This window comes from Salinicola sp. CR57 (genome assembly GCF_003206585.1).
GTDB classification, from domain to species: domain Bacteria; phylum Pseudomonadota; class Gammaproteobacteria; order Pseudomonadales; family Halomonadaceae; genus Salinicola; species Salinicola lusitanus.
The window spans coordinates 481368-506531 of record NZ_PZJL01000006.1 but is presented as its reverse complement, the minus strand read 5'-3'; the positions used below and the strand labels follow the sequence as shown (position 1 = coordinate 506531).

Annotated in this window: 20 protein-coding genes; 10 read left to right on the top strand and 10 right to left on the bottom strand. The window is 64.3% G+C overall.

The window, feature by feature from the left end; translation table 11 throughout:
* Positions 1 to 19 precede the first annotated feature (19 nt).
* Positions 20 to 1840 carry an SEC-C domain-containing protein gene (locus DOM56_RS12395; RefSeq protein ID WP_110709136.1) on the top strand — a complete coding sequence of 607 codons (1821 nt, stop codon included), beginning with the start codon at positions 20 to 22 and terminating at the stop codon, positions 1838 to 1840.
* 18 nt (positions 1841 to 1858) lie between these two features.
* Here the strand turns inward: DOM56_RS12395 and DOM56_RS12390 are convergent, their stop codons facing one another.
* On the bottom strand, positions 1859 to 3313 hold the full coding sequence (locus DOM56_RS12390; RefSeq protein ID WP_110709134.1) for an MFS transporter: 1455 nt from the start codon (positions 3311 to 3313) through the stop codon (positions 1859 to 1861).
* A gap of 367 nt (positions 3314 to 3680) precedes the next feature.
* Between DOM56_RS12390 and rfaH the strand changes: the two genes are divergently transcribed.
* Both rfaH and DOM56_RS12380 read left to right on the top strand, forming a co-directional pair.
* Entirely contained in the window at positions 3681 to 4217 is a 537-nt protein-coding gene (rfaH, locus tag DOM56_RS12385) for a transcription/translation regulatory transformer protein RfaH (protein ID WP_110709132.1), read from the top strand.
* 179 nt (positions 4218 to 4396) lie between these two features.
* Positions 4397 to 4912: a peptidylprolyl isomerase gene (locus DOM56_RS12380; protein WP_110709386.1), complete on the top strand. Its 516-nt coding sequence runs from the start codon at positions 4397 to 4399 to the stop codon at positions 4910 to 4912.
* A gap of 79 nt (positions 4913 to 4991) precedes the next feature.
* Here the strand turns inward: DOM56_RS12380 and DOM56_RS12375 are convergent, their stop codons facing one another.
* Both DOM56_RS12375 and DOM56_RS12370 read right to left on the bottom strand, forming a co-directional pair.
* A complete protein-coding gene (locus DOM56_RS12375) occupies positions 4992 to 5465 on the bottom strand; it encodes a transglycosylase SLT domain-containing protein (RefSeq protein ID WP_110709384.1) in 474 nt (157 codons plus the stop codon).
* A gap of 146 nt (positions 5466 to 5611) precedes the next feature.
* Positions 5612 to 7321 (bottom strand): proline--tRNA ligase, encoded by a 1710-nt coding sequence (locus tag DOM56_RS12370; protein ID WP_110709130.1) that lies wholly within the window; start codon positions 7319 to 7321, stop codon positions 5612 to 5614.
* A 325-nt stretch (positions 7322 to 7646) separates the two neighbouring features.
* On the opposite strand from DOM56_RS12370, the gene DOM56_RS12365 reads away from it, so the two are divergent.
* From DOM56_RS12365 to DOM56_RS12355, 3 genes are all read left to right on the top strand, one after another.
* Positions 7647 to 8252, top strand: coding sequence for a Yip1 family protein (locus DOM56_RS12365; protein ID WP_110709129.1), 606 nt, complete (start codon positions 7647 to 7649; stop codon positions 8250 to 8252).
* A 141-nt stretch (positions 8253 to 8393) separates the two neighbouring features.
* Entirely contained in the window at positions 8394 to 8813 is a 420-nt protein-coding gene (locus DOM56_RS12360; protein ID WP_110600009.1) for a hypothetical protein, read from the top strand.
* A gap of 88 nt (positions 8814 to 8901) precedes the next feature.
* Positions 8902 to 9969: a putative zinc-binding metallopeptidase gene (locus tag DOM56_RS12355; protein ID WP_110709127.1), complete on the top strand. Its 1068-nt coding sequence runs from the start codon at positions 8902 to 8904 to the stop codon at positions 9967 to 9969.
* A 130-nt stretch (positions 9970 to 10099) separates the two neighbouring features.
* Here the strand turns inward: DOM56_RS12355 and DOM56_RS12350 are convergent, their stop codons facing one another.
* Positions 10100 to 11098: an alpha-E domain-containing protein gene (locus tag DOM56_RS12350; protein WP_110709125.1), complete on the bottom strand. Its 999-nt coding sequence runs from the start codon at positions 11096 to 11098 to the stop codon at positions 10100 to 10102.
* Between the two features lie 4 nt (positions 11099 to 11102).
* A complete protein-coding gene (locus DOM56_RS12345) occupies positions 11103 to 12557 on the bottom strand; it encodes a circularly permuted type 2 ATP-grasp protein (RefSeq protein WP_110709122.1) in 1455 nt (484 codons plus the stop codon).
* Positions 12558 to 12776: 219 nt separating this feature from the next.
* Between DOM56_RS12345 and DOM56_RS12340 the strand changes: the two genes are divergently transcribed.
* From DOM56_RS12340 to DOM56_RS12330, 3 genes are all read left to right on the top strand, one after another.
* Positions 12777 to 16151 (top strand): transglutaminase family protein, encoded by a 3375-nt coding sequence (locus DOM56_RS12340; RefSeq protein ID WP_110709120.1) that lies wholly within the window; start codon positions 12777 to 12779, stop codon positions 16149 to 16151.
* 175 nt (positions 16152 to 16326) lie between these two features.
* Positions 16327 to 18855 carry a circularly permuted type 2 ATP-grasp protein gene (locus DOM56_RS12335; RefSeq protein WP_110709118.1) on the top strand — a complete coding sequence of 843 codons (2529 nt, stop codon included), beginning with the start codon at positions 16327 to 16329 and terminating at the stop codon, positions 18853 to 18855.
* Between the two features lie 28 nt (positions 18856 to 18883).
* Positions 18884 to 19786: a transglutaminase family protein gene (locus tag DOM56_RS12330; protein ID WP_110709116.1), complete on the top strand. Its 903-nt coding sequence runs from the start codon at positions 18884 to 18886 to the stop codon at positions 19784 to 19786.
* A gap of 2 nt (positions 19787 to 19788) precedes the next feature.
* Here the strand turns inward: DOM56_RS12330 and DOM56_RS12325 are convergent, their stop codons facing one another.
* On the bottom strand, positions 19789 to 20982 hold the full coding sequence (locus DOM56_RS12325; RefSeq protein WP_110709114.1) for a benzoate/H(+) symporter BenE family transporter: 1194 nt from the start codon (positions 20980 to 20982) through the stop codon (positions 19789 to 19791).
* Between the two features lie 157 nt (positions 20983 to 21139).
* Here DOM56_RS12325 and DOM56_RS12320 point away from each other — a divergent pair, with 157 nt between their 5' ends.
* Complete coding sequence (locus tag DOM56_RS12320) at positions 21140 to 21691, top strand: XRE family transcriptional regulator (protein WP_110709382.1); 552 nt, start codon at positions 21140 to 21142, stop codon at positions 21689 to 21691.
* Here DOM56_RS12320 and DOM56_RS12315 read toward each other — a convergent pair.
* The 4 genes from DOM56_RS12315 to DOM56_RS12300 all read right to left on the bottom strand — a co-directional run bounded on the left by DOM56_RS12315 (position 21681) and on the right by DOM56_RS12300 (position 25104).
* Positions 21681 to 22625, bottom strand: coding sequence for an N-acetylmuramoyl-L-alanine amidase (locus tag DOM56_RS12315; RefSeq protein WP_110709112.1), 945 nt, complete (start codon positions 22623 to 22625; stop codon positions 21681 to 21683). The two genes, DOM56_RS12320 and DOM56_RS12315, sit on opposite strands and share 11 nt — an antisense overlap.
* On the bottom strand, positions 22622 to 23368 hold the full coding sequence (locus tag DOM56_RS12310; protein WP_110709110.1) for a DUF3307 domain-containing protein: 747 nt from the start codon (positions 23366 to 23368) through the stop codon (positions 22622 to 22624). The genes DOM56_RS12315 and DOM56_RS12310 overlap by 4 nt, the downstream gene beginning before the upstream one ends.
* Positions 23365 to 23997, bottom strand: coding sequence for a hypothetical protein (locus DOM56_RS12305; RefSeq protein WP_110709108.1), 633 nt, complete (start codon positions 23995 to 23997; stop codon positions 23365 to 23367). The genes DOM56_RS12310 and DOM56_RS12305 overlap by 4 nt, the downstream gene beginning before the upstream one ends.
* 165 nt (positions 23998 to 24162) lie before the next feature.
* Positions 24163 to 25104, bottom strand: a complete 942-nt coding sequence (locus DOM56_RS12300; protein ID WP_157958227.1) for a sensor domain-containing diguanylate cyclase — start codon at positions 25102 to 25104, stop codon at positions 24163 to 24165.
* Positions 25105 to 25164 lie beyond the last annotated feature (60 nt).

Here is a 25164-nt window from a genome sequence, read left to right as displayed (position 1 = left end):
CAGAAAATGGAGGAATGCCATGCTGACAGCTTGGGTCGAACAACTGCTGGGCTTTGCCAGCGGTGCCCTCGAGGCGATTCGCGCCAATGAACACTACCCGACGATGATGGCATGGGCCCGCAGTGAGGGGGTCGAACACTGCGGCGGCAGCCTCGACCTGGCTCAGGCGCTTGCCCCCTTGATCTGGAACCAGACGCCGCTCAAGCGGCGTGACTTCGATACCGAACCGCTGGCCGAGCCCCAGCGCGACGAGCCGTGCTGGTGCGATTCGGGCCGGCTCTACCGCGACTGTTGCGCCCGCGTCGAGATGCCCAGCGTGATACCTGGGCATCTCATGTGGATGTTGTCGCTACGCGAGTGGCGGGGCGAGACGCTGAAGGCGGCCCTGGAAAGCCGCAAGGCGCCGGCGCAGGCGCTGCTGGAGGCTGGCATCGTGTCGGCGGAGAGCGGCAACAACGGCCGGGCGCAGCAGATCCTGGAGTCGCTGTTCGCCGGCAACCGGGACTGGGAGGCGTTGAAAGAGCAGATCGAGCCGGCGTTCGAGATCCTGGTCGACCTCTATCAGGAGCGTGGTTTTCATCGCAAGCGGGGTGCCCTGCTGGAGCGGGTGATGGCGGAGGGCCCCGACTTCCTGCGCGGCGCGGCGCTGGAGCGGCTCTGCCTGATGCACCTGGATAGCGGGGATCTCGCCAGCGCCCGGGAGGCGTTCCAGAGTGCACAACGAACCCTGCCGGACTCGCCGTCCCTGGCCTATATCGAAGCCATGGTGCTGCTGCACGAGGGTAATGTCGGCAAGGCGCGGCAGCGGGCGGCCTTCTGGTGGCGGCGGCTGTCGCGCCAGCATCACCTGGACCCGGATCAGCTCGAATTCATTGCCGAGCTGGCTGACGATCCTCAGGCGGCGCTGGCGGAGCAGGTGATTCATTCCGAAGAGGCGTTATCCGGTCCACTGACGGCGCTGCAGGCGTTGCTGCACACCCAGCAACGGCCGCCACGCCTCGCGTTGAGCCATGCCGATGACGGTGCGCTGCTGTACGAGCCCAGCGCCCGCGAGGAGTCGCTCTACCGGGGCTGGGCCGAGGCCTGCGAGGTCGAGATCGACGAGGATGCAGCGCTCGGGTTTCTGGGCGATCCCTGGGTGACCGCACCGCAGTGGCTGCAGGCGCTGTGCTCGAATCCGGAATGGCTCGACGCGCCCCGCGTGATGCAGGCGCTGACGCTGGCGCTGGCCAGTCGCTTCGGTAGCCTGCCGTGGATGGTCGACACCTTCTTCACGCCGCTGGCCGAGCGTTACGGCTTCTGGCTGAGCCAGCTCGAGGACGCCGGTGGAACCTTCTCCTGGCACGACGCGGACAATGCCACGCTGCTGCGGACCGGCCTGGCGCTGGTCATCGGCATGGAGCGAGGCGCCGGCCAGGAGGCGCGCCGACTCGCCCAGCGGCTACTGGCACTGGACGAGGAGGACAGCCTAGGCCTGCGCGAGCTGGTGATCGACCAACTGCTGCGCGAGGGGCGTGACGAGCAGGCGCTGGCGGTGAGCGAGCAGGGGCCGGAAGGCGCCGAGATGCTGGGGGTGCAGATGGGCAGGGTGCTGGCGCTCTATCGCCTGACCCGGCACGACGATGCGCTTGCCGTACTGCGGGACGTCTACGCTTCCAATCCCTATATCCTCACCATCCTGTGCGAGGACAGGCCCCGCCCCGCGCGGCTCGGCGAGGACATGCCGGAGCCGGGGACGCGGGCGGAGGCGTGGCAGTATCGCCAGCTGATGCGCGACCAGTGGGTGGCATCCGATGGCGCGCTGGAGTGGCTCTCGCGGCAAAGAACCTCCCTCGGTTGATGGCTTTCGGCGGGCCGCTCAGCGGCCCGACTGCTCTCCTTGGCGCCCGTCGGTACCCATCGGCGGGCGCGCCTCTCTCTCCTGAAACGCCGGTGCCGGATCCCCAGCCGTCCTGCCGTTCTCGATCTCCTCGCCATCGAGTGTCGGCAGGCGGCGACTGAGCCACCAGGCGAGGGCCACGGCCGGCAGACCCAGCAGGCAGACGATGCCGAAGAAACTGGCGTAGCCGAGATCGGCCACCACCAGGCCGGAGAAGCCGCCGATGAACTTGCCGGGCAGGGTCATCAACGACGAGAACAGCGCATACTGGGTTGCGGTATAGGTGCGCGAGGTCAGGCTCGACAGGAAGGCGATGAAAACCGTGCTGGCGAGTCCATTGGCCAGGTTGTCCCCGGTAATGGCGACGACCAGCAGCGGCAGACTGTTGCCGCCGGTGGCGAGCAAGGCGAACAGCAGATTGGTCAGCGCCACGGCGAGCGCCCCCACGATCAGCATCCGACCAAGTCCATAGCGGACCACCAGCAGGCCGCCCAGCACTCCACCGCCGATGGTCATCAGCACGCCGAAGACCTTGGTGACACTGGCGATGTCGCTCTTGGTGAAGCCCAGGCTCAGGTAGAGCGGATTGGCCATCGCCGCCATCGAGATGTCGCTGATCCGGTAGATGCCGATGAAGAGCAGAAGCCACAGCGCCAGCCGGCCGTAGCGCTGGAAAAAGTCGCTGATCGGGCAGACCACCGCGGCGATCAGCCAGACACCGGCCTGACGTTGCCAACCGGGCCGCTGTCGACGCTGGCGCAGGAAACGCTTCACCCGCGGATGGAACAGCACCACCGAGAGGCTCTGCGGACGAGGCGGCTCCGGCCGAACCAGCACGGTTATCATGCCCACCGCCACCAGCGCGGCCATGCTCAGGTAGGCCACCGCCCAGGAAGCGGCATCGGCGATATAGAGCGCACCCGCGCCGGCCATCACGATACCGATGCGATAGCCGATGATGTAGGTCGATGCCATGGCCGCCTGGATGGCCGCCTCGCCGGACTCGATACGATAGGCATCGATGACGATATCCTGGGTCGCGGCGCCGAAGGCGGTGACCAGGGCGAATGCCGCCACCAGTGGCAGGTGACCGACGGGGTCCAACCCGGAGAGGCCGAGCAGGCCACCGCCGATCAGGCACTGGCCCAGCAGCATCCAGCTGCGGCGCTGGCCCAGCCAGCGCCCGATCAGCGGCAGCCTGACGCGGTCGACGATCGGCGCCCAGAACAACTTGATCGAATAGAGCAGTCCCACCCAACTGAAAAAGCCGATGGCGGCCACTTCGACGCCGCTGTCCTCGAGCCAGGCGGTGAGCGTCGAGAACACCAGCAGGTAGGGTAGACCGGCGGAAAACCCCAGAAACAGCAAGGTCACGACCGGGGCCCGCAGATAGACGCGCAAGGATGTCAGCCAGTCACGTGGCTCGTGTTGCATGCAACCTCCAAAGGAAACGCTGCCCAAATGTCTGCGCAGGTGAATCGCTGCGTTGCGCGATGCTGGAGCGCCAGCCCGGTCGCATCCTAACCTATACCCCATAGGCTTCGGTTGCTGCGCTCCGTGCGCCTTGCGACGGAATGCCGCCCACTTCATCCTGCTCGCCGATTTGTTCAGTGTTTCCAAGAAACCGGGTCGACCCGCCGCGGGCGGACGAGTCGGATCGAAAATGGTACGCTAGATGGCTTGTCGCGTCTGGTCCGAATGGCGCGCTGGCTATCCCGCGATAACAGGTGATATTGCCCCGACAGCGGGCCAGACGACAGGGATTGTCTCTTTAGTGGCTGTGATCAGGAAGGATAGTGCGATGACCGATGAGCCGACGCAGGACGGCGAGTCGCTACCCCGCTGGTACGTGATCCAATGCAAGGGTGGCGAGTCGTTTCGTGCCAGCGAACATCTCGACAACCAGGGCTACGAGGTGTTCCACCCGGTGCTCGAGGTCCAGAAGCGCCGCCGTGGCAAGCTGGCCTGGGTGGCCGAGCCGCTGTTCCCTCACTACTTGTTCATTCGTCTCGATCGAATGGCCAGCAATTGGCGGCCGATCCGTTCCACCCGCGGTGTGCTGCGGCTGGTCAGTTTCGGTAACGAACCGGTATTCGTCCAGGATGCACTGGTCGAGACGCTCCGTGACCGCATCAGCGCCGACAGCCGTCGTGACCGCGCCAATGTCTACTATCGCCAGGGCGATATCGTCGAGATCACCGACGGGCCTTTTCGCGCGCTTCAGGCCGTTTTCGATGCGCAGAAGGGCGAGGAGCGGGCCATCGTGCTGCTCAACCTGTTGCAGCAAACCCAGCGTCTCGAGGTACCCGTGAAGGCGCTGCGCAAGCACTCCTCCTGAGCATGCTCCTAGGCATCGACGAGCGGCAGCAGGACGAAGCGCAAGACCGGCGAAAATGGATCGGGCTTGCCCTCCCGCCAATGGGAAACGCCGTGCGGGTGGGCGCGCAGATATTTCTCGGGTCCGGCGCCGGCCGTCGATCCATCGTCACAACTTCCACCTCCAACTCCGGAGTCATCATGAGTCAGCTCGCCATCGACACGTCCCACGTCGCGACCCTGCACTACGTCCTCGCGGACGAGCGAGGTCGCACCCTGGACGATTCCCGGGCGCGTCAACAACCACTCGAATATCTTCATGGCCACGGCAATCTGTTCCCGGCACTGGAGAGCGCGCTGGCCGCAAGGCGTTCCGGCGAGCGGCTGAGCGTCACACTGGCGCCTGACGAAACCTATGGCGAGCGCGACGAAGCGCTGGTCGGCGTGAGCTCGCGCTCGGCTTTCCCGCGGGATCAAGAGTTAAAGGCCGGCCAGCGGTTCCAGGCTCAGGGGCCGGACGGGCCGCGCACGGTCACGGTGGTCGCGACCGACGATGCTCAGGTGACCGTTGACGCCAACCATCCGCTGGCGGGGGAGACGCTGACCTACGACATCGAGATCCTGGCAGTGCGCGAGGCGACACGGGCCGAGCTGGCCAAGGGGCATCCGCTGCCGCCGGGGACGTCACATACCGAAGTCGAGGATCGCAAACGCTAGGCTCTGTACGAAAACTGTCTGCGCTCGGCAATCGCTCGCCGACTTTTCGTACATGCCGTAGCTGTCGCCAAAGCTGGAGTCAGCGATCGACCCACCATCGGGTGAACCAGGCCTGCATCACCTGCTCCGGGTAGATCGTGCGGCCCAGGCTGCCGTTGTAGCGAGCCAGGGCACGGGTCCAGTCTCCCCGCTCGCGCTGGAGATAGTGCGCGAGAATGGTGCAGCCGTAGCGAAGGTTGGTATCGATATCGTGGAGATCATCCTGCGGACGGCCGATCTCGGCTTTCCAGAACGGCATCACCTGCATCAACCCCAGCGCCCCAGCCGACGAAACTGCCGCGGGCTGAAAGCGGCTCTCCACGTCGATCAGCGCCAGGACCAGCTCGGGCGGCAGACCGGCACGCCGGGCTTCAGCATGCACACGTTCGAGCAGTGCCAGCCGCCGAGGCCGGGAGGGGTAAGCCTTGGGCTGTCGTCTGGCCAGCCGCGACTGCATGTCCAGTAGCCATACCTGAGCGTCGAAGAGATCCTCGAACCCGTCGGGCGCCGCCATGACCCGCGACAGGGCATCGAGCAGCGCCCGGGAGGGCGGCTCGTCGACTCCGCTTGCGGTCTGCTCCCCGGCATGCGCGCTGGCGGCGACGAGCCAGGTCGTCGTCGCCAGCACGAGAAGAGACCGTGTCACGAGCTGGCGCGTGATCAGGCGAACCTGGCGTCGAGGAAGTGGCGGAGGTCGTCCAGCGCCACCATGGTGACATCGCTGTCGCGACGCCCCTTGTACTCCAGCTCGCCCTTGTCGAGTCCGCGATCGCCGACCACCAGGCGGTGCGGGATGCCCATCAACTCCTGATCGGCGAACTTCACCCCGGGGCGCAGGTCGCGATCATCCAGCAGCACGTCGATGCCGGCAGCGGTCAGTTCCTGATAGAGCCTGTCGGCGGTGTCGCGAACCCGGTCCGACTTGTGGGCGTTCATCGGCACGATCGCCAGCTGGAAGGGCGCGATGGCGTCGGGCCAGATGATGCCGCCGGCGTCGTGATTCTGTTCGATGGCCGCCGCTACCACGCGGGTGATGCCAATGCCGTAGCAGCCCATCCATACGGTCGCCGGTTGACCGGTGTCATCGAGAACGGTGGCGTTCATGGCCCGCGAGTACTTCTGACCGAGCTGGAACACGTGGCCGACCTCGATGCCCCGGGTGATCGACAGCGTGCCCTTGCCATCCGGCGATGGGTCGCCTTCGACCACATTACGCAGATCGGCGACGTCCGGCAGCGGCAGGTCCCGCTCCCAGTTGATCCCGAACAGGTGGTGATCGTCGACGTTGGCACCCGCACCGAAATCGCTCATCAGGGCGACGCTGTGGTCGACGATCAGCCGCAGCGGCAGATCGACCGGCCCCAGGGAGCCGGGGCCTGCGCCGATGGCGCCCCGAATCTCCTCCTCGCTGGCCATGGTCAACGGCGCCGCGACGAGGTCGAGATTCTCGGCCTTGATCTCGTTGAGCTGATGATCGCCACGCACCATCAGCGCGATCAAACCGCCATCGGCGGCATGCACGATCAGCGTCTTTACGGTCTTCTCTATCGGAAGATCGAAGCCTTCGACCAGTGCCGCGATCGTGCGGACGCCGGGGGTGGGCACCTGGCGCATGGTCTCCTGCGGGGCAGCGCGCTCGGCGCCCGCAGGCGGCAGCGCTTCGGCCTTTTCGATATTGGCGGCGTAGTCCGAGCCGGTGGAAAAGACCACGGCATCCTCGCCGGAATCGGCCAGCACGTGGAATTCGTGCGAGCCGGTACCGCCGATGGAGCCGTTATCGGCCAGCACCGGACGGAAATCGAGGCCCAGGCGGGTGAAGATCCGGACATAGGCGTCGTACATGCGCTGATAGGAAGCCTTGAGCCCGGCTTCGTCGGTATCGAACGAGTAGGCATCCTTCATGATGAACTCGCGGGAGCGCATGACGCCGAAGCGCGGGCGGATCTCGTCGCGAAACTTGGTCTGGATCTGGTAGAAGTTGGTCGGCAACTGCTTGTAGCTGCCGATCTCGCGCCGCACCAGGTCGGTGATCACCTCTTCATGGGTCGGACCCACGCAGTAGTCACGCTGATGGCGATCCTTGAGGCGCAGCAGTTCAGGGCCATATTCCTCCCAGCGGCCGGACTCCTGCCATAGCTCCGCGGGCTGAACCGCTGGCATCAGCACCTCCTGCGCACCGGCCCGATCCATCTCCTCGCGAACGATGCGCTCGACCTTGCGCAACGTCCTCACACCGACTGGCAGCCAGGTGTAGAGCCCTGCCGTCAGGCGCCGGATCATGCCGGCTCGCAACATCAGTTGGTGGCTGACGATCTCGGCGTCCGCCGGTGTTTCCTTGAGGGTCGAGATCTGTAGTTGGCTGGCACGCATGGGGTGTTCTTTCCTGTATTCATCAGCGTCAAGCGGAACGCGGCATATGCTCGATATGGCGAGATCTGCAGTCAATCATCGGGCGGCCAGTATAGAGAGGGGAGCAGCAGGCGGGAAAGGGTGGCCGGCAAAAACTCCCCGCCGGAGCCGCACTCCGCTCGCACCGTCTCGCTGACTCATATTTCGTTGGAGATTCGACTGTTCACTTCGACGATCTTTCCTATAGTGAGAGACAGGGCCGCATCCGGCATCGTCGGGGAGGCGAGCGGAACAGGACACCATTGAAAATCCGTCGTTGGCGGCCCGCGTCGGAAGGAGGTGTTTCATGATTCATCACGTCTGGGGGCTGCTCACGCATCCCAATCGCGAATGGCAACAGATTCGTGGCGAGAACGAGACCGTGTCGCACTTCTATGGATCCCATGTGCTGCTGATGGCCGCGATCCCGGTGGTCTGCGCCTTCATCGGCACGACCGTGGTGGGTTGGCACTTCGGCACCACGGAGACCGGGATGGCGAAGACGGTGAGCGTGTCGCCATCGACGGCGGTGCTGCTGGCCATCATCTTCTATGCGCTGATCCTCGGGGCCGTGTGGCTGATGGGTAATGTCATCCACTGGCTGGCGCGTCGCTACTCCGAGCGCCCGGATCTGAACCACTGCGTCGTGTTCGCGGGCTACATGGCGACCCCCATGTTCCTGAGTGGCGTGGTGGCCCTCTATCCGCTGGTATGGCTGTGCCTGCTGGCCGGCATCGCCGGGCTCTGTTACACGGTCTACCTCGTCTACGCGGGATTGCCGTCGTTCCTGGGTATCGATCACCACGAGGGGATGCGGGCCTCGAGTGCTGCACTCGCCATCGGCGTACTGGTACTGGAGGCGTTGCTGGCCATCACAGTACTGCTGTGGGGCTACGGCGCGTCGCTGGTCTGAGCCGGCGACCGGCGTTCGTCAGGCGCCCGGCCGGAGCTCGGGCGCCACTTTCGATGGTCTTCGGCCAGTTACGATGGCTGGACGGGCAGTGGGTGATGGATTAGGTTACCTTGCGTCACCAACTGTCACTGGAATCCTTCGATGCTTTCACTGTTGCGACGTCTCGTGGTGGGCGCGGTCATGTCCGGGCTCGTCCTCTCGCTTGCCGGCTGTGGCACGCTCTTTTATCCCGAGCGCAAGGGGCAACTCCAGGGTCGCATCGATCCCGGTGTGGCAATCGCCGACGGGTTGGGGCTGCTGCTGTTCATCATTCCCGGCGTGATCGCCTACGCGGTGGACTTTTCCAACAACACGATCTATCTGCCGGGTTCCGGCGATGCCTCGGTCGACAGCGTCCATTACGACGGCGACCTGGACGGTGCGTCGCTCGCCGCGCTGATCGAGACCCGTACCGGGCGCGATATCGAAGCCGGGGAAGCCCCGGTGGTCGAACGCGTGGAAACCCTGGATCAGGCCCTCTCCAGAATTGAATTCGATCGTCGCGACGCGATGGACTCCTGAGTCCTCCGCATTTTGCTAATCTTCTTGTCTGGCGTGTGGAATCATTTTCGCCGCCAGCCTCGCTGCGCCACTGATAGGGAGATTGGTCATGCGTACGTTCGAATGCCATCACTGCAACCCGCCGAGTCGGCTCTTCTTCGATAACACCCAGTGCATCGTTTGTGATGCCGAAGTCGGCTGGTGCCCGTCGTGCCAGGCCATCGCGGCGATGATCCCGGACAGCGAGGTCGGCTACCGTTGTGCCAACCCTGGGTGTGGCCAGGCTCTGGTCAAGTGCTTCAACTTCGCCAGCGAGGGCGTCTGCAATCGAATGCAGACCGCGGAAGACCACGCGACGTACGGTGGTCTATGTGACTGCTGTCGACACAACGCGGTGATTCCCGATCTCTCGGTCGAGGGCCACCGGGCACGCTGGGCAGCGTTGGAAGCTGCCAAGCGGCGGCTCTTCTACACCCTGGACCTGATCGGCTTGCCGCATCCCGCTCCCCAAGACGGATCGCCACTGCCGCTCAGCTTCGCGTTCATGGCCGATGCCATGCCGGACGCCGGCCTCTGGCGATCGACCGGCAGTGGCGAGAAGGTCTATACCGGCCATGCTCAGGGGTTGATCACGATCAATCTGAAGGAGACCGACGACGCCGAGCGGGAGCGCCTGCGCGTCGACATGAACGAGTCCCACCGGACCCTGATCGGCCACTTCCGTCACGAGATCGGCCACTACTACTGGGATCTGCTGATCAAGGGGCAGGACGAGGAGGGGAGCCGGGCCGTCTTCGGAGATCACGACTCCCCGACCTATGCCGAGGCGCTGGAGCGCTACTACGAGCAGGGCCCTGCACCGGACTGGCAGGCATCCCATGTGTCGGCCTACGCGACCATGCATGCCTGGGAAGATTTCGCCGAGACCTTCGCCGCCTATCAGGACATCGTCGCCGTGCTCGATACGGCCGCCAGCCTGGGTATGCGCCGGGCCGAGCACGACGGCGGTATCGATGACATGATCCTGGCCTATCAGCAGATTGGCCTGGCCTTGAACGAGCTCAATCGCGAGATGGGGCTGCTGGACATCGTGCCGCTGATCATCACGCCACCGATTCGTGACAAGCTCCACTACGTTCATCAAGTGGTGGTGCGAGGCGCGGCGGCGGCTACCTGAAACGCGGGCAGGGGCGAAACTGACGGACCCGATGAGCAGAGGCGCATCGGGTCAGGCCTTGGCCCGCAGTCACGACCCTCCCGATGGCAGCCCTTCCGACGCCGCGTTCCGGAACCCGTGAGGGTTTCCGTCAATCGTCATCGTCGTGGTCCAGCGTCGCCTGCTCCTGGCTTTGCGACGACTTGACCGGTCGTTCGCTCACCGCGAAATAGGCGCTGGCGATCGCCTCGTGAAGATTGTTGAAGCCGATCTGGAACTCATCGATCAACTGGTGCAACTGATCCGGGGCGCGCGCCAGCGACTGGACGTCCGCTTCGGCGACCTCCGCGCGGACCAGGGCGGCAACCGCCAGGGGGCGATCATGGTTGGGCAGCGACTGCAGCTCCCAACTGACCTCATCGAGGCTGCGCAGCACGGATCGGGGCAGGGCGCGGTTCTGCAGCAAGAAGCGCAGGACGTCCGGCCCCCTTACCCGCAATCTCACATTCTGGCGGTACATCTGGTAGGCCGTCAGTGACTTGAGCACGCTCATCCATTGCAGGTGTTCGAACGGGATCAGCTCTTCCGGGTTGCGGGGGAGCAAGTTGCCGGAGCGCACATCGATGATCCGCGTCGTCATGTCGGCGCGCTCGAGATGACGCCCCAGCGAGAGGAAGGTGCGGGCTTCGGTGTGACTCAAGGTGCCCTCGATCAAGCCGGTCAACGTCTGGCACGCCCGGGTCACGCTCTTCAGAAACCCATCGCGCTGGCGCGGTTTCATGCCGCTCTGGGTCTGCTCGCTGATCTCGAGGTAGCAGTGATTGACCTCCTCCCAGATTTCCCTCGGTACCACATCGCGGGTGGTGCGCAGGTTCTCCCGTGCGTTGCCCAATGACGACAGGATCGAGCTGTCGTGCTCGCGTGACAGGCAGAGAAAATCCACCACATTGCGCTCGTTGCGCTCATCGAACAGCGTGTCGAAGACCTCGCCACTACCGGTGATATCGATCAGCGTCGACCAGCTCAGCGCTGCCTTGCCGGGCATGTCGAGAAGCAGGTTGCTGTTGACACTGATCAGTCGGGCCGTGTCCTCCGCGCGTTCGACATAGCGCGCCAGCCAGTAAAGATTTTCGGCAACTCGTGACAGCATGGTCTCACTCCCCCTCGGTTTCGACGATCCAGGTGTCCTTGCTGCCACCACCCTGGGAAGAGTTGACGACCAGCGAGTCCTTGACCAGGGCCACGCGCGTCAGTCCACCCATGGTGACGTGCGTTTCGGGGCCGGACAGGATGAAGGGTCGCAAGTCGACATGGCGGGGTTCCGGAGCACCTTCGAACAGCGTTGGCGCGGTGGACAGGGCAAGGGTGGGCTGTGCCATGTAGTTGCGCGGGTCGGCCTCGATCCGCCTGGCGAACTCCCGACGCTCCTGTTCGGTCGCCCGTGGGCCGATCAGCATGCCATAGCCACCCGACTCGTTGGCCGGCTTGACCACCAGCTCGTCGAGGTGATCGAGCACGTAGCGGCGATCGTCCTCGAGCATGCAGAGATAGCTGGGTACGTTGGGGATGGTCGGTTCCTGATCGAGATAGTACTTGATCAGCTTGGGCACGAAGGCGTAGACCACCTTGTCGTCGGCGACACCGGCACCGGGGGCGTTGGCCAGCGCCACCTTACCCGAGCGCCAGGCCCGAATCAGTCCCGGCGTGCCGAGCAGGGAGTCCGGGTGGAAAGCCTCCGGGTCCAGGAAAAGGTCGTCGACGCGCCGATAGATCACGTCGACACGCTTAAGACCATCGACGGTATGCATGTGCACGATATCGTCATCGTCCACGATCAGGTCGGATCCCTGGACCAGCTCGACCCCCATCTGCTGAGCGAGATAGGCGTGTTCATAGTAAGCCGAGTTGTAGATGCCGGGGGTCAGTACCACGATCTGTGGCTCATCGCTGGGACGCGGCGACATGCTGGCCAGCATGTCGTAGAGCTGGGCGGGATAATCGTCGACCGGCAGAATACGGCCGGTCTCGAACAGCTCGGGCAATACCCGCTTGGTGACGTTGCGATTCTCCAGCATGTAGGAGACACCGGAGGGCACCCGCAGGTTGTCCTCGAGGACGTAGAGGGTCCCGTCGCTGTCGCGAACCAGATCGGAACCGCAGATGTGGGCCCAGACGCCATGGGGCGGGTCGATGCCCATGCACTGGGGGCGAAAGTTGACCGACTGGGCCAGGACCTCTCCGGGCAGCACCCCATCCTTGACGACCTGCTGGTCATGATAGAGGTCGTCGATGAACAGGTTCAGCGCATCGACGCGCTGCTTTAGCCCGGCCTCGACGATTCGCCACTCCTTGGCCGGGATGATGCGAGGCACGATATCGAAGGGCCATGCCCGATCGATGGTGCTGCCCTCGGAGTAGACGGTAAAGGTGATACCCATGGTACGGATGGCCACTTCCGCGGCGATCTTGCGTTCGTTGAGTTCCTTGGAGGTGAAGCTGGCGAGGATGTCGCAGAGTGGCTTGGCCGCTTCCCGGGGAATGCCGTTGGTGCTTAGAAGCTCGTCGTAGAAGTGCTGGTTCGAATAATGCGTCCAATCCACATTGGCCATGGGAAGACTCCTGTCGGCGGGGTCGAGGACGCAGTTGTTGAGTGTTATCGCGTCGCCCATTGTGGCAAAACCGTGTATATAAAGAGACGGCATGCACGATCAAGCATAGTGAGAGGCCCATGTCGCTGTCACGCTAAATGCCTACCCTGTTAGCCTGAATTTGCTCAATCTTGTGTCACGAAGTCCACGACGAGACCCTCACTCGACCAAGAGATCGCCATGACCTTACGTGTTGCGTTGTCTCACCGTACCTCTTACGTGTTCGATCGCCCGGTCGGCCTCTCCGCGCATCTGATTCGATTGCGGCCGGCGCCGCACTGCCGCACGCCGATCGAAGCCTATTCACTGAACATCTCGGCCAAGCCGCACTTCCTCAACTGGCAACAGGATCCTTTCGGCAACTTCATCGCTCGCGTGGTGTTCCCGGAGCCATTGACGCGTCTCGACGTATCGGTCGAGGTGATCGCGCCGATGACGGTGATCAATCCGTTCGACTTCTTCGTCGAGGGCTATGCCGAACACTACCCGTTCGATTATCCGAAGGCGCTGCGCAAGGAGCTGGCGCCCTATCTGGAAGTTCGCGAGCGCGGGCCGCGGTTGGCGAAATGGTTGGCCGGGGTGCCCAAGGGTGACTTCGCCATCGCCGATTTTCTGGTGCAGCTCAACCAGCGCCTGCAGCAGGACATCCAATACTTGGTGAGAATGGAGCCAGGTGTCCAGAGCGCGGAAGAGACCCTGGAGAAAGCCCGCGGCTCGTGCCGGGATTCCGCCTGGCTGCTGGTCCAGATTGCGCGCCACCTCGGCCTGGCGGCGCGTTTCGTGTCCGGTTACCTCATCCAACTGACGGCGGACGTCAAGTCGATCGATGGTCCTTCCGGCACCGAAACCGACTTCACCGATTTGCACGCATGGACGGAGATCTTCGTGCCCGGCGCCGGCTGGATCGGGCTCGACCCGACCTCCGGGCTGCTGGCAGGCGAAGGCCACATTCCGCTGGCCGCGACACCGGAACCCACCAGCGCCTCGCCCATCGTCGGCTATTCCGACGAGTGCGAGGTGACGTTCGATTTCGCCATGAGCATCGAGCGAATTCACGAGGATCCCCGCGTCACCCGACCCTACAGCGATGAACAGTGGCGATCGATCGACCGGCTCGGAGCGCAGGTGGATCAACGGCTGGCGGCCGGCGACGTACGGCTGACCATGGGGGGCGAGCCGACGTTCGTGTCCGTCGACGACATGGAGGCCGACGAGTGGAACACCGCGGCTCAAGGAGAGACCAAGCGCAAGCTCTCCGGCCAGTTGCTCAAGCGCCTGCGTCGGGCGTTCGCGCCTGGGGGCCTACTGCATTATCGCCAGGGCAAGTGGTATCCGGGCGAGCCGTTGCCGCGCTGGGCGCTGGCCTGCTACTGGCGCGAGGACGGGGTGCCGGTATGGCGTGACGATCGTTGGCTGGCGGATGAAACCGCCGACCCCGGTTACGCCACCGCGGATGCGTTACGCTTCGGCGAGGCGCTTGCAGCGCATCTGGGAGTCGACGCTGGCCATCTGCTGCCGGGCTACGAGGATGCCATCTACTATCTGTGGCGCGAGCAGACGCTGGCGGTGGATGTGGATCCCCGCGAGCACGATCTCGACGACGACGAAGAGCGCCGCCGGCTGGCCCGGTTGCTGGAAAGGGGGCTCGGCACCGTGACGGGGTATGCGCTACCGCTGCGCTATTCCCCGAGGCTGGGTGGCTGGCAGAGCGGTGAGTGGCCGCTGCGACGCGATCACCTCTACCTGATTCCGGGCGATTCCCCCATGGGGCTGCGGTTGCCGCTGTCGTCGCTACCCCAGTCGGCGTTCCGAGGTGTCGACCAGCCACGGTCGCTGTGGGCGCCGCCAGCGGCCATGGCCGACCCGCACGTCGGCGTGACGCGCCGTTACCACGCGGTGAGGCATGCCGTGGCGAGGCCGGAGGCGGGAACCGACGCGCAGTTGGAGAGCGCCGAAAGTCTGCCTTACAACGCGTTGAGCGGTAGCCGCCGCGCTGGCGGGGATACCGAAGCCGCTGCGACCAACGACCAGCCCGACGTCATCGGTACCAGCCTGTGCCTGGAAACGCGCGACGGTCAGCTCTACATCTTCGTGCCGCCGGTGACGGAGATCGAACACTATCTGGCGTTGATCGCGGCGATCGAGCACACGGCCGCTGAGCTCGAGATGCCGGTGTTCGTCGAGGGCTATCCGCCGCCCGCCGATGCGCGCCTCAAGCAATTCATGATCACCCCGGACCCCGGGGTGATCGAGGTCAATATCATGCCGGCGCCGAGCTGGGGGGCACTGGTCGCCCAGACCGAGATCCTCTACGAGGAGGCCAGGCAGACGCGCCTGGGGGCCGAAAAGTTCATGCTCGACGGCCGCCACACCGGCACCGGTGGCGGGAATCACGTCACCCTGGGCGGGGCGACACCGGCGGATTCACCGTTCCTGCGTCGGCCGGCGCTGCTGGGTAGCCTGGTCAGCTACTGGCAGCGACATCCGGTGCTCTCCTACCTCTTTTCGGGATTGTTCGTCGGCCCGACCAGTCAGGCCCCGCGGGTAGACGAGGCACGGCACGAGTCGCTTCACGAGCTCGAGATCGCGCTGGGCCAGTTGAGTCGGGAGGAGGCCGCGCAGCCCTGGCTGGTAGACCGGCTCTTCCGCCATCTGCTGACCGACCTCACCGGCAATACCCACCGTGCCGAATTCTGCATCGACAAGCTCTACTCGCCGGATAGCGACACCGGCAGGTTGGGGCTGCTCGAGTTACGCGGGTTCGAGATGCCGCCGCACCCTCGCCTGAGCCTGATGCAGGGCCTGCTGATCCGTGCGCTGGTCGCGCGCTTCTGGGACCGCCCGGCATACGGCAACCTGGTCCGGTGGGGAACGGCGCTGCACGATCGCTGGATGTTGCCGCACTATCTCTGGCGCGACCTGGAGGAGATACTGGTCGAACTCGGCAACGATGGGATGGTCTTCGAACCGGAGTGGTTCGCCCCGTTCCTGGAATTTCGTTGCCCGATCCTCGGGCGCGTGCAGTATCAGGGCGTCGAACTGGAGCTGCGTCAGGCGATCGAGCCGTGGCACGTGCTTGGCGAGGAGGCCGCCGGTGGTGGCACCTCGCGCTACGTGGACTCCTCGGTGGAGCGGCTGCAGGTGAAGGTGGCCGGGATGAGCGGTGATCGCTACGCGGTGACCTGCAATGGCCACCGCGTGCCGTTGCGGGCCACGGAGCGCAATGGCGAGGCCGTGGCCGGGGTACGCTACCGCGCCTGGCAGCCGCCGTCGGCGCTCCACCCGCTGATCCCGGTTCACGCGCCGTTGGTGTTCGACATCGTCGACACCTGGAACCGGCGCTCGATCGGCGGCTGCCGCTATCATGTCTCGCATCCGGCTGGGCGCAACTTCGAGACCTTCCCGGTCAATGCCAATGAGGCTGAGGCGCGTCGCCTGGCGCGGTTTCAGCCTCATGGACATCGGCAGGGCACCCACGACGTGCCCGACGCATCGATCAGTGACGATTACCCGTATACCCTGGACCTACGCGAGCGGACGACAGGGATTGGCTAGGTTCGGTTCCGGTGCGCCGTTCGTTGGGCGCACGTTTTTCAGTCGAGCGTTGGGAGCCCAGCGCTTTACAGTCGAGAGAGGGGGCGGCGATCTGGCCGGTCCCACGACACCGGCAGGAGCCCGGTGATGAACGGCCGCTGGGAAGGAGTCCCGGCGCATACTTAGATAACAGACGATGGTAGTAACCGAGACGCTTCGCCCTTCCTGGCTGGAGACCTACACCTCCGGCGATGTTCACGATGCGCTGGTCGCTTCCGATGGCTCGGTGCGTCGGCGCTGGCTGCCGCTGCTCCACCAGTTGGAACGACTGGGGCGTGAGTCGCTGGTTCAGCGAGCGGAGGAAGTGCAGCACCTGTTGCACGAGAATGGCGTGACTTACAACCTGCCCAATGATGAAACGGGCAGTCGCCGGCAGTGGTGGTTGGATCCGCTGCCTCTGGTGATCTCTCCACGGGAATGGAAACGCCTCGAGCAGGGCCTGCGTCAACGCAGCCGGCTGCTGGCTGCCGTGCTCAAGGACATGTACGGCCCCCGTCGGATGCTGGCGGAGGGCATCCTGCCGGCCGATGCCCTGTATGCCAACCCCGCCTTTCTGCTGCCATGCGATCAACTTTTCAGTGACGATGACTCGGGATTGCTGTTGCACGGCGTGGACCTGACCCGGAATGCCGAAGGCCAGTGGCAGGTGCTGGCCGACCGTGTCCAGTCCCCCTCGGGGATGGGGTTTGCTCTCGAAAATCGTATCGCCATGGCCCGCGCGCTGCCGGACCTCTATCGCAACGCACCGCTGAAGCGACTGGCTGGATTTCTCGCCACGCAACACCATTCGCTGTCGTCGCTGTCACGATTCAATCTCGATCATCCCACCATTGCGCTACTGGCGCCGGGGCCTGGCCACGACAGTTATTTCGAACACGCCTATCTGGCCAACTATCTCAATCTGGCACTGGTGGAGGGCGGGGATCTGGTGGTGCGGGATTCACGGCTCTGGATGCGCACGCTGGGTGGCCTCCAGCCCGTCGACGTGCTGTTGCGTCATATCGGCGACGGTTGGGTCGATCCGCTGGAACTGCGTGGTGACTCGCTGATCGGCGTGCCGGGCCTGCTGGAGGCGATACGGGCAGGCGGCGTCGGGGTGGCCAACCCTCCGGGGGTCGGGGCGCTGGAGCACCCCCTGATCGCTGCCTACCTGCCGTCACTGTGCGAGCGGCTGCTCGGCGAGACGTTGCAGATCGGTAGCCCCGAACGCCACTGGTGCGGGCAACCGGAAGGGCTCGCCTGGGCGATGGCGGGTTTCGAGACGCTGGACTTCCAGCGCCTCGACGGAGATCGGAATCGGGTCTCTCCCGCCGATCTCAGCGAAGAGGCGGCCGGACGGCTGCGCCAGTCGATCATCGCCCAGCCGGACCGGTATGTGGCCCAGCGGCCGCTGGTCGCCGCCACCGCGCCGTTTTTCAGTCGCGACTGCGGCCGCCTGACGCCTTCGACATTCAATGTTCGTTGCTTCAGCCAGGCAGTCTTCGACGCGGACTACCGCTTCAGCGACTACGAGGTGATGCCCGGTGGTGTGGCCTGGCAGGGCTCGCCGGAAACCGCCATGCGATCCAGCCAGTGCGTCAAGGACGTCTGGGTTACCGCCTACGAACCGCAGCCCCATGTCAGCCGGTTGCGACGTTCGCGACAGCCTCTGGTGGTGACGCGTGACGGTGCCGATCTCCCCAGTCGCGTTGCCGATAGTCTGTTCTGGGTGGGGCGTTATGGCGAGCGTCTCGATGTCCGTTCCCGGCTGCTGCGCGAGGCGCTCTACCGACTGTTCGAGCAGGACCAGGAAGGGCTCGCGGATGAAACGCTGGCCGATATCCTGCACCTGATGGAGCCGGAGGCACTCTCGCCCGACGAGATGACGGAGGAGCGCTTCTCCGCGTATCGCGAGCGTCTGCTGGCGCTGTTCCAGCAGGATCGGGACGGCAGCCTGCCGACGCTCGTCTCGCGCATGGCCAACAACTGCCGCGCGGTACGCGATCATCTCGGCGACGATGCCTGGCGGGTCTTCAATCAACTGCGGCAGGAGTCGGGCCGCCTACCCCTGGCAGGCATCGATCAGGGACGTCGATCGGTAGAAACGGTGATCACACAACTCGCCGCCTTCTTCGGGCTGTGCAACGAGACCATGCCTCACCATTTCGGCTGGCGTTTCATGGATATCGGGCGTTTCCTCGAGCGCTCTCTGGCGACCTTGACCCTGTTGCGGCTGGCGTTGATCGATTCGGCTCATGCCGGCGAGTCGCTGTGGGACGTGGTCCTGGCCACGACCGATAACGCGACAGCCTACCGGCGACGGTATCGGAGCGAGCTTCATCCCGCGGCCATTCTCGACCTGCTGCTGTTCGACGAGGCCAACCCGCGCTCGGTGGGCTACATGTTCAAGCGCCTGGAGCGCCAGATCGGACGCCTGCCGCAGCCCAGCAATACTCCTTATCGGAGTGAAGAGGCCCGCCTGCTGATCCAGGCGCGGTCGGCGCTGCACCTGGCCGATCTGGAACGGCTCTCGAGACTGGATGACGACGACGATGCCAGGCAGGCCCTGGCGGTACTGCTGGATGCGCTGGCCGAGCCGCTCGGCAGCCTTTCGCTCGCCATCGAGCACAGCCATTTCAGCCACGTCGAAACGCCCCGTCAGCTGGTCCCCATGCAGGCGCCATAGGTCGTCTCTACCGTCACAGGATTTCGTCATGCGTTACCGTGTCCGTCACTCGACCCGTTACGATTACGCCGCGCCGGTATCGCTGTGTCACAACGAGGCACGCGTGGTGCCTCGAGCGCTCTCCTGGCAGCGGGTCGATGACACCGCGCTCGATATCGTGCCGCGGCCCGCGGTCAGCCACCAGCGGGTCGACTTCTTCGGCAATCGGGTGAACTTCTTCAGCGTCCAGGAGATTCATATGGCGCTGTCGGTCACGGCCACCACCTGCCTGGAGACACTGGGACGGCCGCTGCCGCCGGCAGAGGTCGACGGTGACTGGCAATCCGCGGCGCGTCATGCCAGCCGTACGCCGGAACTGCGGCAATTCCAGCTCGATTCTCCATTCGTGTCCCGGGAGACGGCGCTGCGCGCATTCGCCGCGCCCAGCTTTCCAGCGGGTCGGTCGCTGAGAGACGGTGTCGACGATCTCAATCGCAGGATTTTCGAGAGTTTCACCTACGATCCCGAATTCTCGTCTCTGGCGACTCCGGTATTGACGGTGCTGGAAGCGCGACGTGGCGTCTGCCAGGACTTCGCCCACCTGATGATCGGATGCCTGCGCTCTCTGGGACTGTCGGCACGCTACGTCAGCGGTTACCTCGAGACGCTGCCGCCGCCCGGACAACCGCGCCTGGTCGGCGCCGATGCCTCGCATGCCTGGGTGGCGGTGCACATCCCGAACTGGGGGTGGCTAGAGTACGATCCCACCAACGGCAGTGTGCCGGGCGAGCGCCACCTCGTGCTGGGGTGGGGACGGGACTACGGGGATGTGCCACCGCTCAAAGGGGTCATGAACGGTGGCGGTGCCCACGAACTCGAGGTGGCGGTGGATGTCGAGCCGATCGAAGGCCCCGGGGATGGCTTCCGGCAAGGGGCCTTGAGCGGTATCTGAGATCAGTTCGGATGCCGCGGGGAGGCGGTGATCAGCATCAGCATGCCGGCCACGAGCCCCCAGAACGCGGCACCCACGCCGAACAGCGTGACGCCGGAACCGGTGACCAGGAAGGTCACCAGGGCGGCCTCACGCTGGTGGGCCTCCAGTAGCGCGCGATGAAGGCTGCTGCCGATGGTCGGTAGAAGCGCGAGTCCGGCTATCGCCAGTACGAGCCCCTGGGGCAAGGCGTCGAAGAGCGTCCCTATCGAGCCGCCGAAGAGACCTGCCAGCAGGTAGAATCCGCCTGCCCACACGGCCGCGGGATAACGTTTGTCGGCCTCCGGGTGGACGTCCGGTCCCATGCAGATGGCTGCAGTGATGGCTGCCAGGCACACGCTGAATGCGCCGAACGGCGCCAGCAGGAGCGTTGTCAGCCCGGTCCAGATCATCAAGGGTGATATCGGCGTATCGTAGCCGGCCGCTCGCAGCGTCGCCACGCCGGGCGCGTTCTGAGAGGCCATCGTCACCACGAAGAGTGGAATGCCCACGCCGACCAGGCTGGACAGCGAGAACGTCGGCCAGATGGGTTGCGGCAGAGTGAGGATCAGGCGGGTTTCCGCTGCGTCGATCTCGCCCAGCAGGGCGGCGACGCCGAGCGCCACCGCCAGCACGAGTAGAATGGCGTACCGTCGCAGCCAACGCCGGGCGGCGAGGTAGGTCAGAAACATCGACAACACCAGGATGAAGTCGGTCTCCATCGACGCAAAGGCGTCGAGGCCGAAGCGCAGTAGAACACCTGCCAGCATGGCGGCGGCGATGGACTGGGGGATGATCTGCATCAGCCTGGCAAACCACCCGGTGACGCCGCACACGACGACGAGTGCGGCGCTGAACAGGAAGATGCCGATGGCCTCGCTCAGTGGCAGGCCGGGCAGGCTGGTGGCCAGCAGGGCCGCGCCCGGCGTTGACCAGGCCGTCAGGATCGGTTGCCGAAAGTGCAGGGAGAGGCCGATCGAGGTGAGTCCCATGGCGAGGCCGAGCGCGCTCAGCCAGCCACCGATCTGCGCCGGTGACGCACCTGCTGCAGCGGCTGCCTGGAAGATGATCACCGCGGAGCTGGTGTAGCCAACCAGCACGGCGACGAATCCCGCCGTGATGTACGAGGCGGTGAATAGAGGCGGAGTGGGTCGGCGCTCGGCCGGGAGGCGTGCCATGTCGATGCTCGAAATGGAAGTGGAGTGTGCGTTATAACGCACATTACGGGTTTCGACAATCTCCGCTGTCGCGCACGATACTGGCGGAGTGTCGCAACGAAATCGGTCCGGGGTGGGTCTATACCTGGCGCCAGGAGTGTCAGCATTGGGAGGGATGATGAGTCCAGATCTTGCGGCTATCGGGCAGCGCATGAAGCAGTTCCGTGCTGAGCGCGGCCTGAGCCTTGATCGGGTCGCCGGGCTCTGCGGTGTCAGCAAGGCGATGCTGGGTCAGATCGAGCGTGGCGAGTCGACGCCGACCATCGCGACGCTATGGAAGATCGCCAGCGGCCTGCAGGCGCCGTTGTCGCGTTTTCTGGTCGGTGAAAGCGGTGTGGTGCATCGACCGACGTCACCTCCCAGGCACCGAGACGCCTCGGGCATGATCGTTACGCCGCTGTTCGCGTTCGATCCGGTGCTGGGGTTCGAGATGTTCGCGATCGAGCTGCTTCAGGGCTGCCTGAGCGAGTCATCGCCGCATGCTCCGGGGGTGATCGAGCATGTGGTCGTGCTGGACGGCGAGATGGAGCTTTTCGTCGAGGGGGAGTGGCAAACGCTGGTGGCAGGGGAAGTGCTGCGCTTCGCGGCGGACCAGCCGCACGGGTATCGCAACCGGGGGCCGGCGCCAGCGAAGGTTCACGATCTGATTCACTATCCTTTCAGCGCGTGACTCGTTGTAGTCCAGTGCTGCCGACTGTCTCTTGCTTTGGCTCGAGACAGCCCCTCGGCGCTGCCAGATCGGACTCTACCAGCGTCTGTGGCCGATAGCGGGCCAGCAGTGCCCAGAGAATGGCGGCGGTCTCGTCGTCCGGCTGGCCGGCGTAGTTGGCGGGTCGAAAATGCATCTGGAATGCTCTGGTGACGTCACGGGTCTCCTCGTCAAGGATGCCCGTCGTCGCGAGTCGATAACCGTAGGCGCTCAGCGCGTGTTGGTATTGCGCCATGGTTGGCGAGCAGTGCGCGAAACGACGCCGATAGGTGTCGGTGTCTCCCTCGTCGGGCCAGGCTCCCACGCCGGCTTCGTAAAGCCTTTTCCACGGAAAGCGCGGGCCCGGGTCGATCTTGCGCGAGGGCGCGATGTCCGAATGGCCCAGAATCGAGGTCGGCGGAAGGTCATAGCGCTGGATGATATCTCTCGCCAACGCGATGACGGCCTCGATCTGCGGGGCCGGATAGGGCTGCCACTGTCTACCCGAAGCCGTTTCGCTAGGTCCGCGATTGACGATCTCGACACCGATGGAGGTGTCGTTGAGCTGAGTGCGGTCCTCCCAGGCGCTGAGACCGGCGTGCCAGGCCCGCTCGTTCTCGTCGACCAACTGCCACACTCGGGGGGCGCCGCCTTCGGCCCTCGGGTCCCGAACCACCAGGTAGTGCGAGCTGACATGGGGGCCAAGCAGCGTGCGAAGGGCTCGAGGCGCTTCGGAATCGGTGTAGTGCAGGACCAGGTAGCGGACGCGGTGATTGTAGGCCTGCGACTGGTAGGTGTGGTCCGCCACGTAACCCGGCCGGGTCTCCATGTTCGATGAACCGGCGCAGCCGGCCAACGCTGCCACCGCTAGCAGGGCGACGAGTTGGTGCAGTGACCGCGGGAAAGAGAGCTTCATAGCACACTCAGCAGATAACGTGTCAGTAGTCCTAGCGTAAGGGTGATCGAGAAGCTCAACATCGTGCCCAGCAGCACGTATTCGGTGAGTTTCCGGTCGCGATCTTCGTAGAGGTCGCCGAAACGCAGCACCGACTTGGCGGTCAGGAGAAAGCCGATCGCGGCCATCTGGTTGCTCAGCACGAATGTCAGGATGAGAAAACGTTCCAGCATGCCGATTCGGGCGCCCGCGTCGGCCAGGGTACCGCGGGTATCGACGCCTTTGCTCCAGCGACGCATGATCAGCGCGATCAGGACCGAAGCCGGGCGCAGGACCAGCAGATACGCCAGGGCGATCAGCAGCGTCCGAGGTTGCCACAGCAGGCTGACATCGATGGCGAGGGGCAGGGCGCTGCCATCGATCACCCACCACCAGACGACGATCAGAACCAGTAGATGGAGAAGTTGGTCGACGACGAAAAAACTGACACGCTGGGCCGGCATGTAGCTTTTCAGCGTGTCGATCATCCAGTGAGTCAAACCCACGACGCCCGTGCCGATCAAGGCCTCGCGCAAGGGAATGCCAAAAGCGATCAGGATGGCCAGGCACAGCAGCATGTGAATGCCGACATGCCAGTAGAGCGAGCGCGCGCGGAAATGGTGTTGCTGCTTCTGGCGCGCCCAGGCGTCGCTCTGCAGGATGAAATCGGCGACCGTGTGCGACAGCAGCAGCGCCAGGAGCAGCGACAGGCCGGTTTCGCTCATTTCATGGCCTCCAGGCGTTCTCGTGTGAATTCGAGAAAGGCGTGAATCAGCGACCAGCGCGCCGCGCCCAGGCGGCGATTGATGGTCGGTTGCGAGCGTTCCAGGCGTTTGGCCAGTTCACTTTGGGAGTGATCGGAGGTAAGGCTCAGTCGAACCACTTCCGCAGCGTTGTGGCTCCAGTGGCTGATGATGTCATCGGCGAACTGAATCAGCAGATTCAGATCCGGTTGGGGAGACGGGAGGAACAGGCCCAAGCGTTGATGGCCTTGGCCCAATGCGTCCAGGCCTTGACCGGAGCGCACGAATGCCTCCCCATCCGCATTGATGAAGTCTTCCGGCGCGGGCACTTCGCCCTCGCCGATCCCGATGGCGATTCGGGCGTCCCAGCTCTGGCGTCGAGAAGGAGAGTGCTCGAGCAGGCTGGCACGCATGAGGACAGCCGCGACGATAGTGTCCTCGATCCTGGGAACGGCCAACTGGAAGGCGTCACCACGGAACCGCGTGCCCACGGCATCCAGCGTCTGGCCGAGACGTTCGATGCCGGTATCGATCGCGCCGCGCAACTTGCGTTTGTCGGCAATATCGCGGGAGGCAACGATGTCTCCACTGAGCACGCCGATCAATCTCATGAGACTCCTTATCGATATCCAAATGAAACAGCTGGATTATAGAACAAAAAGGCTATTTTTACGCTTATGCATAAAAAAAGCTATTAAGGCAGGGCGCTGAAGATATCGATAAGATGAAGGTAAACGAGTACTGGATATCCATCCAGTTCATGCTTGTAAATTTTGTTATCCGGATGATGTCCGGGTGACCGACTCAACGACAGTGGTATGCGCTGCTGGCGTGTTGTCGGCCCCGATCAGTCTCACCGCTACCCGATTTCGGCCGTGTTCCTTGCAGTCGTAAAGTGCCTGATCCGCGTGGTTGATCATTTCGTCGATATCGATCAACAGGCCGTTGGGGCTCGTTACCACGCCAACGCTGACGGTGACGACTGGGGCGACGGGAGAGTACTCATGCGGCAGCCCAAGCGCCTGGATCATGCCTCGCATCGCGTCTGCCAGGGCCCGGGCTTCCTCATTGCCAGTATTGATCAGCAGCACGAGAAACTCTTCACCACCGAGTCGCACCACGACATCGGTGTCTCGACGGAACGTATCCCTCAACACCCCGGCGATATCCACGAGACAGCTGTCGCCGGCCGGATGGCCATAGTTGTCGTTGTATGCCTTGAAATGATCCACGTCGATCATCATTGCCGATACCGTACAGCTCAGCCGGCGACTCAGCGGGACCAGAATATCCAGGCGCTTTTCCAGCATTCGGCGATTACCGAGTCCCGTCAGCGGGTCGTTGAGGGTCTGCTCCAGTAGCGCGGCGTGGTGGCTTCTGGACTCCTCGATCAACCGCTGGAGTTGCCGTGCCAGTAAACCGACGGCATCGGCACGGCTGGAGAGATCGAAGGGCATTTCACGAGGCGTGGTACTGAAGTCATGTTCGAGGCGGACGTGATCGGCCATGCGTCTGACTGGCACCAGTAGTTGCCGGTTTATCAGCCACAGCGTGGCTGCGAGCCCCGCGAGTCCGATAGGCAGACCGGCCAGTATGACCGTCACCAAGGTACCGCCAGCGATTACCACGAGCCAGGCCGCCGTCAGTATCGCCAGCGAGCTGCCTATCCAGATTCCGGCGAGGACCCCCAGCGTCCGGGCCGACAAGTAATTTTTCATTTTCGGCATGTCTTGAACCGATGTCCTGGTTGCCGAAGACCGCAGTCCGTCGTCGGATGA

What these genes read in the sequence shown, in the direction of transcription:
- DOM56_RS12395 (WP_110709136.1), top strand. Translation starts at nt 20, where the DNA reads ATGCTGACAGCTTGGGTCGAACAACTGCTGGGCTTTGCCAGCGGTGCC.
- DOM56_RS12390 (WP_110709134.1), bottom strand. Translation starts at nt 3,313, where the DNA reads ATGCAACACGAGCCACGTGACTGGCTGACATCCTTGCGCGTCTATCTG.
- rfaH (WP_110709132.1), top strand. Translation starts at nt 3,681, where the DNA reads ATGACCGATGAGCCGACGCAGGACGGCGAGTCGCTACCCCGCTGGTAC.
- DOM56_RS12380 (WP_110709386.1), top strand. Translation starts at nt 4,397, where the DNA reads ATGAGTCAGCTCGCCATCGACACGTCCCACGTCGCGACCCTGCACTAC.
- DOM56_RS12375 (WP_110709384.1), bottom strand. Translation starts at nt 5,465, where the DNA reads ATGGCGGCGCCCGACGGGTTCGAGGATCTCTTCGACGCTCAGGTATGG.
- DOM56_RS12370 (WP_110709130.1), bottom strand. Translation starts at nt 7,321, where the DNA reads ATGCGTGCCAGCCAACTACAGATCTCGACCCTCAAGGAAACACCGGCG.
- DOM56_RS12365 (WP_110709129.1), top strand. Translation starts at nt 7,647, where the DNA reads ATGATTCATCACGTCTGGGGGCTGCTCACGCATCCCAATCGCGAATGG.
- DOM56_RS12360 (WP_110600009.1), top strand. Translation starts at nt 8,394, where the DNA reads ATGCTTTCACTGTTGCGACGTCTCGTGGTGGGCGCGGTCATGTCCGGG.
- DOM56_RS12355 (WP_110709127.1), top strand. Translation starts at nt 8,902, where the DNA reads ATGCGTACGTTCGAATGCCATCACTGCAACCCGCCGAGTCGGCTCTTC.
- DOM56_RS12350 (WP_110709125.1), bottom strand. Translation starts at nt 11,098, where the DNA reads ATGCTGTCACGAGTTGCCGAAAATCTTTACTGGCTGGCGCGCTATGTC.
- DOM56_RS12345 (WP_110709122.1), bottom strand. Translation starts at nt 12,557, where the DNA reads ATGGCCAATGTGGATTGGACGCATTATTCGAACCAGCACTTCTACGAC.
- DOM56_RS12340 (WP_110709120.1), top strand. Translation starts at nt 12,777, where the DNA reads ATGACCTTACGTGTTGCGTTGTCTCACCGTACCTCTTACGTGTTCGAT.
- DOM56_RS12335 (WP_110709118.1), top strand. Translation starts at nt 16,327, where the DNA reads ATGGTAGTAACCGAGACGCTTCGCCCTTCCTGGCTGGAGACCTACACC.
- DOM56_RS12330 (WP_110709116.1), top strand. Translation starts at nt 18,884, where the DNA reads ATGCGTTACCGTGTCCGTCACTCGACCCGTTACGATTACGCCGCGCCG.
- DOM56_RS12325 (WP_110709114.1), bottom strand. Translation starts at nt 20,982, where the DNA reads ATGGCACGCCTCCCGGCCGAGCGCCGACCCACTCCGCCTCTATTCACC.
- DOM56_RS12320 (WP_110709382.1), top strand. Translation starts at nt 21,140, where the DNA reads ATGAGTCCAGATCTTGCGGCTATCGGGCAGCGCATGAAGCAGTTCCGT.
- DOM56_RS12315 (WP_110709112.1), bottom strand. Translation starts at nt 22,625, where the DNA reads ATGAAGCTCTCTTTCCCGCGGTCACTGCACCAACTCGTCGCCCTGCTA.
- DOM56_RS12310 (WP_110709110.1), bottom strand. Translation starts at nt 23,368, where the DNA reads ATGAGCGAAACCGGCCTGTCGCTGCTCCTGGCGCTGCTGCTGTCGCAC.
- DOM56_RS12305 (WP_110709108.1), bottom strand. Translation starts at nt 23,997, where the DNA reads ATGAGATTGATCGGCGTGCTCAGTGGAGACATCGTTGCCTCCCGCGAT.
- DOM56_RS12300 (WP_157958227.1), bottom strand. Translation starts at nt 25,104, where the DNA reads ATGAAAAATTACTTGTCGGCCCGGACGCTGGGGGTCCTCGCCGGAATC.